Annotated in this window: 11 protein-coding genes; 2 read left to right on the forward strand and 9 right to left on the reverse strand. The window is 52.5% G+C overall.

The genetic code is table 11. The annotated features are described in order from the left end of the window. Positions 1-147: 147 nt before the first annotated feature. Entirely contained in the window at positions 148-1,797 is a 1,650-nt protein-coding gene (locus tag MK110_04080) for a hypothetical protein (GenBank protein MCH2210454.1), read from the forward strand. After that, the gene (locus MK110_04085) at positions 1,794-2,834 is read left to right on the forward strand and encodes a hypothetical protein (protein ID MCH2210455.1); all 1,041 of its coding nucleotides are present in this window, start codon (positions 1,794-1,796) and stop codon (positions 2,832-2,834) included. The genes MK110_04080 and MK110_04085 overlap by 4 nt, the downstream gene beginning before the upstream one ends. 3 nt (positions 2,835-2,837) lie before the next feature. On the opposite strand, the gene dxs is transcribed toward MK110_04085, so the two are convergent. The 9 genes from dxs to MK110_04130 form a co-directional block, all read right to left on the reverse strand. Next, positions 2,838-4,730, reverse strand: coding sequence for a 1-deoxy-D-xylulose-5-phosphate synthase (gene dxs, locus MK110_04090; GenBank protein MCH2210456.1), 1,893 nt, complete (start codon positions 4,728-4,730; stop codon positions 2,838-2,840). Next, complete coding sequence (locus tag MK110_04095) at positions 4,730-5,743, reverse strand: polyprenyl synthetase family protein (GenBank protein ID MCH2210457.1); 1,014 nt, start codon at positions 5,741-5,743, stop codon at positions 4,730-4,732. The genes dxs and MK110_04095 overlap by 1 nt, the downstream gene beginning before the upstream one ends. Positions 5,744-5,906: 163 nt before the next feature. Further along, positions 5,907-7,079, reverse strand: a complete 1,173-nt coding sequence (locus MK110_04100) for a M20/M25/M40 family metallo-hydrolase (GenBank protein ID MCH2210458.1) — start codon at positions 7,077-7,079, stop codon at positions 5,907-5,909. 45 nt (positions 7,080-7,124) lie between these two features. Further along, on the reverse strand, positions 7,125-8,486 hold the full coding sequence (locus MK110_04105; GenBank protein MCH2210459.1) for an MFS transporter: 1,362 nt from the start codon (positions 8,484-8,486) through the stop codon (positions 7,125-7,127). Beyond that, on the reverse strand, positions 8,479-9,348 hold the full coding sequence (locus MK110_04110) for an ABC-2 family transporter protein (protein MCH2210460.1): 870 nt from the start codon (positions 9,346-9,348) through the stop codon (positions 8,479-8,481). The genes MK110_04105 and MK110_04110 overlap by 8 nt, the downstream gene beginning before the upstream one ends. Further along, entirely contained in the window at positions 9,335-10,333 is a 999-nt protein-coding gene (locus tag MK110_04115; protein ID MCH2210461.1) for an ATP-binding cassette domain-containing protein, read from the reverse strand. Before MK110_04115 ends, MK110_04110 begins: the two co-directional genes overlap by 14 nt. Before the next feature lie 509 nt (positions 10,334-10,842). Further along, positions 10,843-12,891, reverse strand: a complete 2,049-nt coding sequence (locus MK110_04120; protein ID MCH2210462.1) for a carboxy terminal-processing peptidase — start codon at positions 12,889-12,891, stop codon at positions 10,843-10,845. A 330-nt stretch (positions 12,892-13,221) separates the two neighbouring features. Then, positions 13,222-14,601, reverse strand: coding sequence for a hypothetical protein (locus MK110_04125; protein ID MCH2210463.1), 1,380 nt, complete (start codon positions 14,599-14,601; stop codon positions 13,222-13,224). A gap of 374 nt (positions 14,602-14,975) precedes the next feature. Beyond that, a complete protein-coding gene (locus tag MK110_04130) occupies positions 14,976-16,136 on the reverse strand; it encodes a DUF1570 domain-containing protein (protein ID MCH2210464.1) in 1,161 nt (386 codons plus the stop codon). Between the last annotated feature and the right edge of the window lie 285 nt (positions 16,137-16,421).

Consider the following 16,421-nt stretch of genomic DNA (forward strand, 5'->3'; position numbering starts at 1 on the left):
TTCTTGGCCGGAAATAATCATTTCCCGCCATTCGTTTGCCGATCCTGATGATGTCATAAGTAATACAATCGTCCATTGTGCGCAGATTTTGCCGGTTCTCGGTAAGCATGGCCGGACAGTTAATGCTTCAGATCTGGACTTATTCCCATGGCACGGCTGACGGCTTTACTGATACCGACGCTGCTGATTTGCAGCGTCTGCACTGCACACGGCCAAACATTTCGTTTCACCGTTGCCGGTGACGTAGGGCATGCTGACACATGGGAAGGAAGCTACTCCGATCCCGATCAGCCTGTCTATCTTCTGGATCTCCTGAAAAAGGCAGATTTTCGTGGTGAAGGCAACGCCGTCATTCTGAGAGGCGAGTCCCTGCAATCTGTTGGATGCAGGTTCATATCGACACAAATGTCCACCAATCCGGAACCGTTGATGAATGGCGATATTGTCATTCTGCATCAAATCTCAAGGAACCCGCATCTGACAGAAAACATTGTGATCATTAACGATTCAACACGTCACGTCGTTCCGCTTTCTGAAATTGACAATCGGCTGGGTAACCTGCTGATGGCTGCGAGTGTTCGCGTGCCGGTGAACCACAGAATTCCGATCATACGTACGCAGAAAGGCCGCTGGAAAGCTTGCCAGGTGAGGCCATGGGATGTACTGAGACATGGCGATGTCGTGCAGCTGGATAATGCGGGAATACCGGACAATGCTGCCACGATCCGTATTAACGAGTTGTTCCGCACTGTGTCGGACTCTGTCCTCCCCACGGTCTCCGAACAGGTCGTCCAAAAAACCGGGCAGGAACTCAGCGACCAGCTCGTTTCCGGTGCAGGAAAAATCGGCGATTTCAATCTCAAGTTACCGCCCCTGGGTTACGGCCGCAGCAGTTCGATCACAGAAACCTCACGAATTCCTGTTCTGCCGGCAGCAGTGGAATCTGTCATTTCCCAGGATCGTCCCCATCAGTCACCGAACGTCAGTAGTGCAGTACCTGCGAATGATGTAATTCCGAATGGTCCTGAATTTTATGAGTCGACATCAATCTGGAACGGAGTCTTCATTTTTGGTCTGCTGGGTTCTGTTGCTTTAATTTTGACGGGGTGGCTGAAGACACACAGTGAAGGTTCTGCGGCAACGAAACGAAGAACGGATTCTAAATTCAGTTTACAGCGACCACAGCAGAGTCCGGCACCCGGCACATGCTCTTCACTCTCTGATGACACAGCTGAATCCGGAACTCAACCGGAGTTCACAACTCAGACCGCTTCACTATCGAAATTCCGGGCATCCTCCGTTGAGCGAGTCGGAGCGTCAATGGTCGCGGCAAATTCTTCGACACCGTCCGAACCGGTTTCGACATCCGTAACGGGAACGCAAACCGAGGTACCGGAGCAGAGTCATCAGATAAAACCTGCAGTGAACGTTCCCTGTTCAGACCATCTATCGCCGGTCAGCCCGGTAACTGACAGGACAGAAACAGATAAGAAACCGTCCTCCAAGACAGTCTATGATTTGGAAGATATGATACGAAATCGGATCCCGATTAACGTCAAACAGACCGATCTGCCACTGCGAGTAACATTGTTTGGGCGTCCTGCAGGACCTCGCAGACTCAGAATTGATGCAGCCCATACCCGGGTCGATAAGCCGAACTTTGCTGCCGGGAGTCGGGTTGACAGCGAATCGCCTCAAACACGATCCACTACGACTGCTGCTTCAGAACAGGAGCGTCACGACGGTGCGTCCCTGGATCGGGCATTGAATTCACTTAACAAACGGGATCACTCATGATTACTGCGATCGATTTCGGCTGTTTTGAAATTCGGTCAGCCTTTCGTCAGGCCAAAGACGGAGCTCCGATCACTGTATTTTCGGAGAGGTCTGAGTACCTCGTCCTGCCGAATACGGAGCGATATCGACAACTTCTTGGTACACACGTGATCCCGCATGCGGAGTGTGAAGACACACTGGCTGTCTACGGTAACCAGGCGGCTCACATGCGATGGCTGAGCCGGATGCCGTCTGCCGGAATTTTTCAAAACGGAGTCGTACCGTCCGATGATCCGCCTGCGCGTCAAATGGTGGATCTGATCTGTACAGCAATTCTGCCGCCTCCCGATGCCACGTTGAATCTTTGTGTATTCACCGTACCTGGCTCGGAATCCCGTGCGAAAAGTCAGGAATTCCTGTCCCGGCTGATTCGCATGCGGGGATATGAACCACTAGCCGTCTCAGCCGGAGAAGTAGCGATGCTGGCGGAGGGCAGCGAATCATCATTCAGCGGAATCTCTGTCGTTATTGGTGCGGAAACGTCTGAAATCAGCATATCACGTCTGGGAGTGAGTTCGTCCTCTGTGGTCATCCCTGTAGGAGCGGCATGGATTGACATCGAATTGGCACGTGAGTTCGGCATCCAGGTCTTCGATGAGGCAGGGAACGTGTGGCTGGACCTGGAAACCATACAGGAATGGAAACACAACCCTGAGCGTAATCTGCGGAACTCTGTCGGTGAGCGGGAACAAGTTCTGTCCCGACTGTACCGTGCCATGCTGGACAGAATTGCTCAGGCTACTCATCAACTGCTGTCTCAACCGCACGTTCAGTCTGCTCTCGGAACAGAACGACTGAACGTGATCTGTTGCGGTGGCCCAACACACATCGCAGGCTTTGCAAGCGCTCTGACCGAACGGTTGGTCGAACAGGATATCGCCAAGTGCATCCAGTCGGTACGTACTGTCGATCAGCCTGAGTTGACTGTCCTGCGAGGACTGTTGATTTCGGGTGAACTGGAAGCTCGCTGTCGCCGTCAGTCCAGTTCAGCTGCTTAAGCCTTAACCAACAGCCAGATTTCCTGCCATCGCAAGCACACGCTGTCGCAGGCCCTCAGAATCAAGCTGCAGATCTGCTAGCAGGTCGGTTCGGTCTCCGTGTTCAATAAAGCTGTCAGGAATTGCCGCGACATGGATTCGTTCGGTTGAAATACCCGCTGAACTGGCTGCTTCCAGCACTGCACTTCCAAACCCGCCCATCACGGTATTTTCTTCCAGTGTCAGCACAAATCCGGTTTCCACAGCCTGAAGAACCATTTCTGAATCGATCGGTTTCACAAACCTCGCATTAACGACTCCAACGTCCAAACCGTCCTGCTGCAGTTGATCGGCAGCCTTGACGGCTTCGGGCAGCAGCGCACCAAGAGCCAGAATATTTCCGTCGCGGCCCCACCGAATGGGCTCGCATTTTCCCAGTTCGACCTCTTCGACTTCCCGCTGTACTGTGGTTGTCCCTGCCTTTGGATAGCGAATTGAAACCGGACCGTCGTGCTTTAAGGCAAAGTTGATCATGTGAGCAATGTCTTCCCGATCCCCGGGAGCCATGACAACCATATTCGGAAAAACGCGCAGATACGATTGGTCAAATACTCCATGGTGCGTGGGACCGTCCGGTCCGCACAGTCCGGCTCGGTCCATACAGAAAACCACGGGAAGATTCTGCAAAGCCACTTCCTGAAAGATCTGGTCGAAACTGCGTTGAAGAAACGTGCTGTAAATGTCAACAATCGGTTTCATCCCTGACTTCGCCATTCCTGCGGCAAATGCCACGGCATGACCTTCGCAGATCCCTGTGTCAAAGAATCGATCAGGAAAGTCGCTTCTCAGCCTCTCCAGCTTGTTTCCGGCACACATTGCTGCGGTGAGCACACAAACACGAGTGTCCTGAGCCATCGCATCGTGAATTGCAGAGGATACAACATCAGTGTATGCCTCTGTGGAAGGTGTTTGCACAGAAACAATTTCATTGTTTCCGTCGCGGTGAAACGGTGCCGGCGTATGAAATTTCACCGGATCCCTGCAGGCCGGCTCGAATCCATGGCCTTTTTCTGTGAGGACGTGAAGAAGGACAGGGCCCTTAACGTCTTTGACCAGATTCATGTACCGCCGCAGAGATGAAATATCATGCCCGTCAACCGGACCGATGTAGCGAAACCCCAGTTCCTCAAAAAGCATACCGCCATGAAAAAAAGTTTTCATCGCGTCTTTGAACTGCCCGAAAACGTGTTCAACAGATTCACCGACAACCGGAACCTTGTTTAAAATCCAGGAGACGTCACGTTTGAGTCCGTTGTAAAACGGTGCAACTCGTGCCTTGTCCAGATAACTCGCAATGCCACCGACGCGAGGGCAGATACCCATTTTGTTGTCGTTGAGAATCACCAGCAGGTCTTTGTTCAGACCGGCTGCATTGTTCATCGCTTCGAACACGATACCGGATGGCAGTGCACCGTCACCAATCACAGCAACCGATTTTCTTCCGTCCTTTGAAATCAGATCGTCTGCGGCCTTAAGTCCCAGTACGCAGGATATGCTGCAGCCTGCATGACCGGTCATGAAAAGGTCATAAAGACTTTCTGCCGGGTTCGGATACCCCATCAAACCGCCACGACGACGGATGGTTTTCATCTCGCTGAATCGTCCGGTGACCAGTTTATGAGGATAAATCTGATGGCCGGTATCCCAAATGAGTCGATCTTTGGAAAAGTCAAAAACCTGGTGCAGCGCAATGCACAGTTCCACCACGCCCAGATTACTGGCAAAGTGCGCAGAACGGTCTGCAACAACAGTGATCAGCGCTTCCCGGATCTCATCAGCCAGCTGGTTCAACCGGGCGTCATCCATGGAGCGCAGTTGAACGGGAGATTCGATCTCACTGAGAATCTCAAATGGCATCAATGGTCTCTTTCAACGATAAACTGAGCCAGCTGTCGAAGCGGTTCGGCTCGCTCCTCAAATACTGACAGACAGCCACACGCCTTATCAATCAGCTCAGCTGCTTTCCGACGACTTCCCTCAACCCCCAGCACCCCGGGGTACGTGAGCTTTCCAAGTTCACGATCTCGTCCTGTTTCTTTTCCCAGCTTAGCCCCGCAGCCGGTTACGTCCAAAAGATCATCCGCAATTTGAAACGCCAGTCCACAGCACTCACCGTACGTCCGCAATCGATATCGGATATCAGGATCTGCCTGAACCACGGCTGCTCCGAGTTCCAAAGACGCAGTAATCAGAGCCCCCGTCTTCATGCGGTGAATCTGCATCAGTTTTTCTAAGTCATCCGCATGGCCAATGGTGGGCGGTTCCGCAATGCGATTCTGATTATCTGCTACTCTACTATCCGCAGCCAGACTGGTGAACGAACCGTTTTGTTCTGTTTTTTCGACTTTTCCGAACGTCTCAACGCCAGGAAAAGGGCCACGTTCCGCCGACAGGTCCAGAACCTGTCCCCCCAGCATTCCGGCGCCGCCGGCAGCTGAGGACAGAATCCTGAGGCAATCGCCGGTAATTTCAGGTGCTGCTGCAGACCCGGCCAGTGAGGCAAACGCGTGAGTCAAAAGTGTGTCACCAGCCAAAATCGCGAGTGCTTCTCCGTAGACAACATGACTTGTGGGAATTCCACGACGGAGGCTGTCATCGTCCATCGCCGGAAGATCGTCATGGATCAGTGAATACGTGTGGATCATTTCAACAGCACAGGCGGCCGGCAATCCGTCGTCGACCATTCCCCTGCAGACATCGACGGCCATCAGCACAAGCACCGGTCTCAGACGCTTACCCGGTGCTGCCAGACTATAGCATACGGCCTGACGCAGCGGTTCCGGGATTGCGACACTGCTGAATTGTTGACTCAGACTCGAGTCCACACGCTGCCGCAGATCTGCGTAATACGTCTGATACTCTTGCTGCATGAAAGTTACCCGAAAATCGGACGCGATAGAGAACCAATACTATGTTGACAGTCCCCCCAGTCCCAATCCAGCCGACATCGCTGTCTCTGGAATTCATTGCAGAAAAAGGGAACTTTGCCGGTGAACGGTCTCGAACAGGTATACACATTGTCAACACTATCTCTCACTCGGCCACGGCAATGGACAAAGCGATGCTGCATGCACTGAGATATTCAGAAATGTTCAACCGTTCGTTCACAGTGTGAATTTGGTGCTGCCCACAGCCCAGTGTGACAGTAGGGAAACCGTGGGCTGTCATCCAGTTGGCATCCAGCCCTCCATTGCTCACTACGGTTTGAGGCATCAGGCCTGCCGCCTTCACGGCCCTGGCAGCCGTCCGAACACTGTCTGCCTTTGGGGAAATCCTGAACGCATTGTATCTTGAGTCATCTCTGATCGTGAGTCGACCGGTCTGTCCCCGTGTGTTTCTGACACGCCTGGTCGCCCGCTCAAAAGCCCGGTGAATTTCCCGCACAATGCGATCCCGAAATCCTGAACTGTGGCTACGTGCTTCCGCCTCCAGAACAACTTCCGGCATTACGACATTGGTTGCCGAACCACCATGAACGGCCCCAACGTTGCACGTTCCCCGGCGTTTGCCTTTCGCGACCAGTCCGTGCCAGCCATTCTGGTGTAAGTCAGACAACGCAAGTGATGCAACAATCGCAGAATTGACTCCTTCATCCGGATGCACACCGGCATGACTGGCAATCCCGTCAATTTTCACGGTGACGTTTGTGGCTCCCACAGCACCAATGACCAGGCTCGCCGGATCTTGTCCGTCCCAGTTGAAGCAAAGTTGCGGCTTAGCCAGCTTTCCGGCCGTCACATGGCGTGCGCCGCAAAGGCCGACTTCTTCCTGAACAGTGAACAACAGTGTTAAAGGCGGGTGATCGATCTTTTGTTTCAATATTTCCAGCATCGCCGTCAGGATAACAGCACAGCCGGCACGGTTGTCGCCACCCAGCGCGGTGTCCGATGATCCGGGCCTGATCCAGTTTCCCTCCCGTACAGGTTCGCTGCCGACTGCCAGAGGTACCGTATCCATATGTGCCATCAGAAGTCGACGAGGCGCGCGTTTTGTGCCTTTGAGTCTGACGATCAGATTACCGGTGGCTCCGCCAATCGGACTGCGGCGATTAGCTGTGTCGACCGTGATCGCAGACTCGGATAACCCTGCCGATGTTAGTGCCTTCCGAATGCAGGCACTGACCTGCGTTTCTGAACCGCTTGCGCCCGAAATCGCGATGAGTTCCAGGACGCGTCGAATGGCAGCACTGGCATTAATGTCCGGCATAAAATGATCTTCCGTTAGCTGAAGAGCGTTTTGGAATAATGTGCTTTACGTCGCTGAGCGGGCCCCGTTCTGTCCTTGAGTAATTTCTCCGTCAAATCGGCCCCAGTGCCATGTTTCCCAAACCAGACCCAGGCCGAGCGCAGTCACACCGGCCACAAAGAACATCTGCGGATATCCGGCCCGATCGAACACGGCCAGGTCTATGATTCGGCCCAGCAGTGGTGCTGAAATTGCGGTACCCAGATCCATGAAGCCCAACGTCAGATTTGTACCGCTCCCGCGATATTCGGCAGGAAATCGGTCCGATCCCAGCGACACAATTGAAGGAAACAACAGAGCATGTCCCAAACCACAAATGACTGCAGACATGATCAGATGCCATGACTGAGTTGCAGGAATAATCGTGAGCAAACCAGTCCCCTGTGCCAGCAGGCCAACCGTAATCAGTCGATAACGTCCAACCTTCTGACTCAGCTGCACAGTTACGATTCGCAACACGAACGCAGACAGTGCGTACGCCGTCCAATAGCCGGCAATCCCGCCAAGTCCTGCATAACGATTGAAACGAACCAGGTAAAGACTCGGCACCGTAAACACCAGCCCGATCGCCATTGCAACCAGCACAACAGGACCAGGCCAGTAGTCCTTCATCAGTCGCAGCAACGAAGGACGTATTTCGCTTGATGGCCTGGGAAAGTCCTTTGTTAATACCCAGACCAACGTCAGATAAGTGGCATTGCATACGATTACCACCAGAAACGCATACCCAAAATAGATCTGGCTGCCATCGGTCAGCCACTTCAGTCCGTCAATGAGCTGCGTGCCAAGAATCATTCCAATAAACCCGCTGGATCCAAGCAGTCCAAGGAACTCTGTACGCCGATGTTCGGCCACACAGGCCTGCATGTGGAATGCGCTGCAGGTGAACATACCGGACACACCGACGGCATACAGTACCCGACCTGCATACAGGACAGGGGACACGGCTGCCACACCGGCAAAGATGATGCTGCCGATCAGCGTGGAAACTGACAATACGATCCAGACGCGACGAACGCCAAACCGATCGATCGTCCGCCCCAGAAACAGTCGAGCAATAATCGCTGCGATAAGTCCGGTCTGAATGATTCGGCCCGGGAGCTCTTCCTGATAGATGATCGCCGCTCCGGACTGATTCGATGTCGCCAGCCATGCAATCCAGTCCGCAAAAATGAAGAGCGCAGCATTGGCCGTCACTAAAAGGAAATTCGCGATCCAGGCAACGACAAATAACGAATCCGTCAGACGTTCGACCTGATGTGGTGGCGCGACATGCGTTACTGTCAGCTTAGAGTCGGCCTTGCGGAAATGATCCGGAACCCGTTCAGGAGTAATCGTAACCATCGACGTATCAGATGCTCTATCCACCAAACGCTCCATATCGGCGTACGCCGTAGTGAAAAGCCGCTCGGTTGGCTGCCAGCAACACAACAACCCAGACTGTCTGGACTGCGATTTCTCCCGGGAGGTCCGCTTCGGGAATCCGTCCCAGCAGCACAGCTGCTGGGAAATACGCCAGATATCTGAGAGGCAGGTAATGCACCCAGGGGATCCAGCTGTCAATCCACTCCAGTGGAATCATGTGCCCCGACAAAAAATAGTTGAGCATCATGAATATAAAAATCAGAGAGCTCACTTCCAGAAACCAAAACGCAATCAGTCCGATCAAGGATTCAATCAGAAATCCGATTACGAACCCAAACAGCAGTGAGATCACGAACGCTGTGACCACTATGCCGGATGGCCAGCCCGGCAGATAGTTGCGGCAAAGCCAGAAGACGAGAGCAAACGGTCCGGCGGCTACAACATAATAGACAAGTTTGTGGGCCACGCGGTGCCAGAACAGGTAGTCCAGCATATCCACAGGTTGCAGCAGATACTTGCGGACTGATCCGTTACGAATCGATTCCGCAATCCCGGTTGCCAGACCCGGCATGCTGGAAAACGCGCGTGCCACCATCACCAGCAGAAAATAAGCGACCATATCCGCATAGCGATAGTCCTGAAGTACTCCGACTGTGTCACCGGCGAAGATGGCTCCCCATAAAAAGATCTGTGTAACGATCGGCAAAAACCGAACGAGTGTGGCAAAGGCAAAATCGCCGCGATAGACCATCCGTTCTTCCATCGCGGTCCGCAGAATGAGCCACTTCAGCCGAAACCACCAAGACAGGGAGTCAAACAACGTGTGAGTCTCTGTCGAGCGGGAGATGAGGTTATTCGCTGTCATTGCCGTTTCCGTTCTCAAACGAAAACAACTCGGCAATCACGTCTTCCAGAGGACGTTCAGAAACACTCACGTCATCAACATGATACTCCGCCAGTATACGTGACAGGGAATTTGAGACTTCCTGTTTAGGGATCTGCAGCCGAACCATAGGTGAACGGTCTTCCAGCACGTCACCAAACTGCGCAATGCCGTCAGGGATGCAGCCGTCGGCAAAATGGAGCTCTACGATTTTGTGCTGGCTAAACCGGTCACCGATTTCCGCCACCGGTCCATCATGGATCACCGAACCTCGGTTAATGACAACCGCCCGATCACAGAGCGCTTCAATGTCTTTCATATAGTGGCTGGTGAGAATCACTGTGATCCGCTGTTCGGCCTGGTAGGTTCGCAGAAATTTCTGCACACTTCTTTGACTGATAACATCCAGCCCGATTGTCGGTTCATCCAGAAACAAAACATCAGGGCGGTGAAGCAGGGCAGCGATGAGTTCCATTCTCATCCGCTCCCCAAGCGACAGTTCACGCACAGGCTGAGCGATCAGATCCTGAACATCCATGAGAGCAGTCAATTCTTCCATTCGCAGACGATAGTCATCTTCTGCGATACGATATATTTCTTTGTGCAGTCGGAACGATTCCTGAGCCGGAAGGTCCCACCACAATTGTTCCTTTTGCCCCGTCACCAGGGAAAAACGTCGGCGATACGCATTCTCCCGTTTCCAAGGCACATGGCCCATGACGGTTGCTGTCCCGGAAGTAGGCACAATGATTCCGGAGAGCAGTTTCAGAGTCGTTGTCTTGCCGGCTCCATTGGGTCCCAAAAACGCCAGCATTTCGCCTTCTTCGATCTGAAAGCTGACATCTCTGACCGCGTGAACTTCACGATGTTCCCGATGAAACAACCCCCGCACAGCAGACATCACGCCTTCGCTCTTGCGATAGACCTTATACGTGCGACACAACTTCTGAACATCTATGATCGGCATGATTCGAATCGTAGTTCAGCGGTCATGTCAGGGCCAAAGTCAGCCACAGAATCCATCCAGAATCCAGGAAATGCGAAGCATTTCGGTCGGAGTGGAGGTCTCACAGTGCTGACAAACACCGCGCGCTGTCGCCGACTGCGCACTACAAATACCCGTACCGTCAAAGAGACTCAATTTGTGCGGTCCAAACACAGGGCTTTAGAGTAATCAGTATACTCTGACCCGGCACAGTTTTCTCAATGAATCCCCTGCCGCAGTAGTAACTCGGACACCGTAACTGCGGCTTATTGATCATAAATCCTCGGTTCCCGTCAGCGGATCATTCTCCTCTCTCGGCAGTCAGATCCCCACCGTCACCTGAGCCATTTCACGGATCCCATGGAGGCGATCTCCGCTACACACATTCTCTGTCCGGAACGATCTCCGCTACCCCGTGAAAAAATGGCCGGGACAGCTGTCAGCTGTCCCGGCCATTCCAAGATACAAAAATTTCAGAACAGTCGGAAATCTCAGCGATTCACAGTACGAAGCGTATTTCGCATCTTCAGATAATCCAGCGTGATCTGCATCAGTTCTCGATTGTAAAAGTCATCTTTGAATATGTCCTTTGAGTCTTCGTCACTCGCGCCACTGGCTTTCCTGATCATTTCTTCCTGTTCTTTCTGCTCCCGTTTGATCGCCTCTTCTTCGCGACGAAGCGTCTCTTCATTAAGCGAAATTGTTTTACGTTTCTTTCGTTCTTCATATCGTGCGATTGCTTTGTTGAGACGGTTAAACTCTTTGTCTGTCTCAACCCGCTTTCCACTTCGCACCGCAAGCTTTTCCTTCATACTGTCGTTGAGAAAGCTGCTGTAAGGCCTGTAGCCCGCATGACTAATCCTGTCGAAGGCCAGCGCATTATCCAGGGAATCTTCACCGATGTCCCGATGATCCAGCACAGACGGCAGAATCACATCAGAGATGACCCCCCGTGTTTGGGTGCTGTCGCCGTTTACCCGATAGAATTTGCTGATCGTCAGTTTAAGGGCACCTCGCTGGCCGCCAAACAGACTGGCGGTCACGGGCATAACGTTTTGCACAGTCCCTTTTCCGTGCGTCGTACGGTCTCCAACGACGAGACCTCGTCGGTAGTCCTTGATTGCTCCGGCAAAAATTTCAGAAGCGGATGCAGACAATCGATTACAGACCACGATCATCGGCTCACGCCAGTACATCTCAGGGTCTTCGTCTTCCAGAATCTTTTCCGTGTTGCCTGGCTCGCGAACCTGGACCACAGGTCCCTGAGGAATGAACAGCCCCGTCACCTCCACAGCCTCCGTCAACGCTCCTCCACCATTCCAGCGAAGATCAACAATGAGTGCATCGACACCCTCTTTCCTGAACCGAACAAGCTCCCTTCGTACGTCACGACTGGTGCTTTTGAACAGTCCACCACTGGAAGCTCCGCTGAAATCACGATAGAACGACGGAATGTTGATAATGCCGATTTTTTCCTGGCGACCTTCAAACCAGTTGTTGGTTTCAATAATTTTACCTTCGACATCCTGATCTTCGATCTGCACGGTCTGTCGAGTCAGCACATACTCTTCAGTCCCTCCCGCTTCTTTGCGCACCTGCAACGTGACTTCAGTATTCGATTTACCGCGAATGTAGTCGACGACTTTCGTAAGTTTCATCTCGACAACATCAATGAGTTCTCCCGGTTTATTTGGCCCGTCAGGATCTACACCAATGATCCTGTCTCCCTTGGTCAGCCGACCGTCGTCGGCAGCTGCTCCACCGTCAATGACTTCTTCAACCAGCGTATAACCGTCGTCGAATCTCAGCCGAGCTCCGATCCCTTCAAGCTTTTGAGACATAACAATCTTAAAGTCCTGCAGGGTCTGCGGCGACATATAGCTGGAATGCGGATCCAGACAATGTGTCATCGACGAAAGGTATTGCTCAAGAACTTCGTGTCCTTCAGTCTGGTCCAGAAAACTGCGGCTGCGTTTGTAACGTTTGTGCAGCCGTTTTCGTGCCTCATCCAGATCTGTGTCATCCAGTTTGAGCATCAGAAGATCAAATTTTATTCGTTTGCGCCATCGTTCATTAAGGATTTCAACTGAAGCAGCCCAGTCCAGATCATCCGGGTCGGTTATCATCTCCTCATCAACGCCAAAGTCGTGCTCTGCGTCAATCTGTTGAGAAATTGTTTCAGCACGTTCGTGCATACGTTTGCGAACGCGTTCAAAAACCAGAGTTGCGAAGTCGAGGTTGCCCGATTCAATCTGATCGTCCAGGTCAGACATATTTCGACTGAAGTCGTCGATATCAGACTGCAGGAAATAAAGTTTCTGAGGGTCCCATGCATCAACGTACCGGTGCAGCAGCCGCCTCGATAATTCATCGTTGATCTCCGGGTGAGCGATGTGACGTGACTCCACCATCCGGGCTACCAGTTTTGCAGTGGTTCCATCGTTGCTGCTTAGAGAAATCGGCTCGCCGGCCAGTGCAAAGCCGGCGAGCGTGGCAGTGCCGCAGAGAAGTAAGAGTCGGCGGACAGATGGAATTAGCATGTTGGATTCCTTGTCGGAATGACGGATCTCTGACTGCGAGGCGTTCGCTGTATCGAATACTGAAAGCAATAACCCCGATGCTGTTCATTGGTTTTGTCAGGTCACCAGCACCACTGGAACAGCCGGATGTCCGTCGAAGACAGTTGCCGATGGACCGAGTTCCCGTGATCACTTATCGGTGATTGCCTTAAATCCTAGACCAGAGGCTTCCCCGGCCGCAAGGTGTTTCGCCGTTTAAACATGCGTCCCGGCACCGTCTCAGCAGGTACAAATGTCACCGGCCGGCGAATCGTCGTGTCCCGAGGGGAAGGACAGGAGCGAAGATTTCTGTTAGCGGAAAGGCAGGGCCGGACGTTGCCGAACCAGAGACAGACTGCTGAGCAACCTTTCGGCTTCGTCACCAAACGACTTTATGTCCTTCGCGCTGTGTGAAAACAGCAGAGAAAACTGGTGTCCGGAAGCTGATGTACAAAGATAATAATCCCACACAAGTTCCACATCATTCACATTCCCGGCAGCCTGAACGTGGCGAATACGCCATTCGTTAACGCTCCGTACCGTGTTCTCCGCCACAATCCGGCCGGCTCGCGACCGGATGGCTTTTTCAACATCAGATCGAAAATCCGGGTCCGGAGTATGCTGGCCCGGGGGCATGACAACTGCGGCTGAAATATTGCATTGCGAGACCAAAGCACCGTTTCGAATTTGTCTGAGCATGATGACCGAATCGGTCTGATTAAAGACATGCCATTCCGAACTGTGGTTAAGGCTTAAATTCCACGGTGTCTTCAGCACCAGCGGACGTTCGAACAGCGATTCGGGCAGATCCAGAGGAATTGGCACATCTTCCGCGACCGTTTGGCTCCATACGATCTCTACCGAAGCATCTGCACCCGGTCTGACAGGACCAGGTGTTCTTTTCTCCTTCATCTGACACTTAAACTCAGTCAACATCCGACTGACAACATCAAACGTCAGTGTACCGTCAAATTCCACACTGCTGGCAGACCCCAGTGAAGCACCATCGGCTTTACCTGTTATGTGAATGAGTGCAGTATCACCAACGAGTGACTGGAGCTCACAGGACAACGTTTGATCTGTGACCGCCTCAAGTCCGGTGATCCAGGGCAGTACCCACGGATCCGTATTCCATTTTTCGCCAACGCTGACATTCCGTGAAGGTAGCAGTGCACGGCAGGACAGCGGATCTCCAGGCATCCGGAGCAGATCAAACTGAGCGCGTGACAGTGGTTGAGTTGCTGCTGCGACATCAAATCCACCATCGTTACCTCGAATATAAATCACTGATTTATGAAAGGGCAGGGCGGTTTGTGTCTGATGATCTTTGCCAACACGGACCATCATGGCTGCCTGTTGGTACTGTCGAACTGCCCGTAACGCCGGGGGCCCCGTGAGTTCCGAAGACAGCTGACGCTGAACAAATTCGAAATCTGCACCGGAGTTCAGTTCCCAGTGACGGAAACCGCCGGGGGAAGGCGTCGTAAGCGTTCCGTTGATCACGATGCGACATTTCAGCCTGGTCAATTGATCAGGATCAATTCGCACTGACAACGGCATCTCCACCGGACCGGCACCGGTTTTTTCAGCTTCATCCTCTGCGGCAAAGGCGGTCGACAGTATGAAAAACGAGCAACCGGCAAATCGCAGCCATGTTGTCCGAAACTGCCGTCGCACATGCAGATCTTCCATGTCGCATTGTCCTGAGAACAAAGTCGGAAATCCTGATTTCGATGGCTGTGCTGGAACGAAGTTTTCTGTCGACGGTCAAACAGCACAGGCTGACACAGTGGTCGATTCTGAAGCATTGCTTCGGAAGCACAGCAACAAACGTCTTCCGCAGTGCAACATCTGAACCGAGCATAATTAATATTCAGAATCGGGTCGATATGGAGATCACGCTTTGGCAGAATCATTCGACCTGAGAAGGGGCAATACACCACAAACCGATTCACGTGCGAATGTTACTGAACTTTCCGCTACCCCTCACTAACCGTTTCATCACACATGCGGCACTGATTACACGAGCGAATGAAGACATTCGCGACCAGTTATCCGAGCCTGCCCTAAAGGCGATCCATGTACCGAAGGAATTCGATTTCAACGCGGGCGATATCACCAAAAACAGACTGAAAATCTGCCAGACGATGTTTTGCAGGATAGTTCTCCGTCACGTCACGTTCAGATAGTTTTCGGAGATACGTGGCCAGTTGCCGACGACGTGACGGATTTTCCAAAAGGAAAAAGGTCAGGGCCCACGCTTCACTGTAGGCACTCAGTGTCTGTCTCTGAAACAGACTGTCTGTCGCAATCAACTCTGCCAGTGACCCCGCAGGGCGCTGAGGGCGATAACGATTCCGAAACCAGTCACTGCGTTCCGGGTTAACACGCTGACTTGATGCCTGTCGGTTACGACGGTCCCGCATCCCGGACGGTTCCAGCACAGTGGCCATCCCCTCAACCATCCACAGTGGTGTTTCACCAAGGCGTTTGTGAATTCCAATGTTGTAACCGACCTGATGGATCGTTTCGTGAACCATCGTACTGGCGGTCTGCCCGGTAATACCCGACAGCCCGACGAGTGCAGAATTTCCCGACCGGGTCTCTGCAGCCGCAAATCTGAAGCTATCATCGGCGTCGAACAACGCAACTCGATTGGAAACCAAAGAGTAATATCCCATCAGTCCGGCACGCGGCGGAACCTTGTCTCTGACGCAATAGCGAAAAAATTCATTTTGTGTCCCGAACACTACTGCGACAAGCGGCACATCCGGTTTCACAATACGGAAACCTCTGACACGATAGAACTCTTCTACATCCCGATAGATGTGTTCGAAGAAAGCGGCATACCGTTCGGCGTGCCCCCGAGGAGCACACACAAGGTAATGCGTCGTACCGCTGACTTCGTATCGTCGGCCGAATTCTTCAGTCAATTCCGATCGGAACGTGGCTACAGATGCCGGCTTGTAGCGATCTGCCAGACACTCCATTCTTTTGAGTTTCGAAACGTCCAGATCAATCAGTCGTCCCTGCCGGTCCATCAGAGTACAACGAGCTTTGCTAAGGGAGACAATTTTCCCGGTGTACACTTCCGTAGGACTGTGAATTCGGAGGAGGCGTTCCCGTCCGAACACTGTTTGTGGTGCCGTCAATAAAACCAGAGTACAGATTCCAGCCAGAGCCGGACGGTAAAGCATTACCACAGACAGTCGTGTTGATTGAATCATTTGTAACTGTTGTATGAATTCGATTTGGTCTCAGGATCATCAACAGGACAAACCCTGGCGATGTTTGGAGAAGGAAAGTCAACTCTAGCTCGAAATTTACAGACACTCCGCAGCATAAAACCCGCTTTCTGAACTTAAGTCTTTCGAGAAGACACCGCGAACTGATCAGAGTACGCTGAATCACCTGGCACCGGACCACCGCTGAACACAGCAAGCGTGATGTCTGGTTTGAATATCGACAATTCTGCAAAGACAGTTCCGGATCACAAACGCCTCGTCCCTCAC

The sequence above is a fragment of the Fuerstiella sp. genome (genome assembly GCA_022447225.1).
Classification (GTDB): Bacteria; Planctomycetota; Planctomycetia; order Planctomycetales; family Planctomycetaceae; genus S139-18.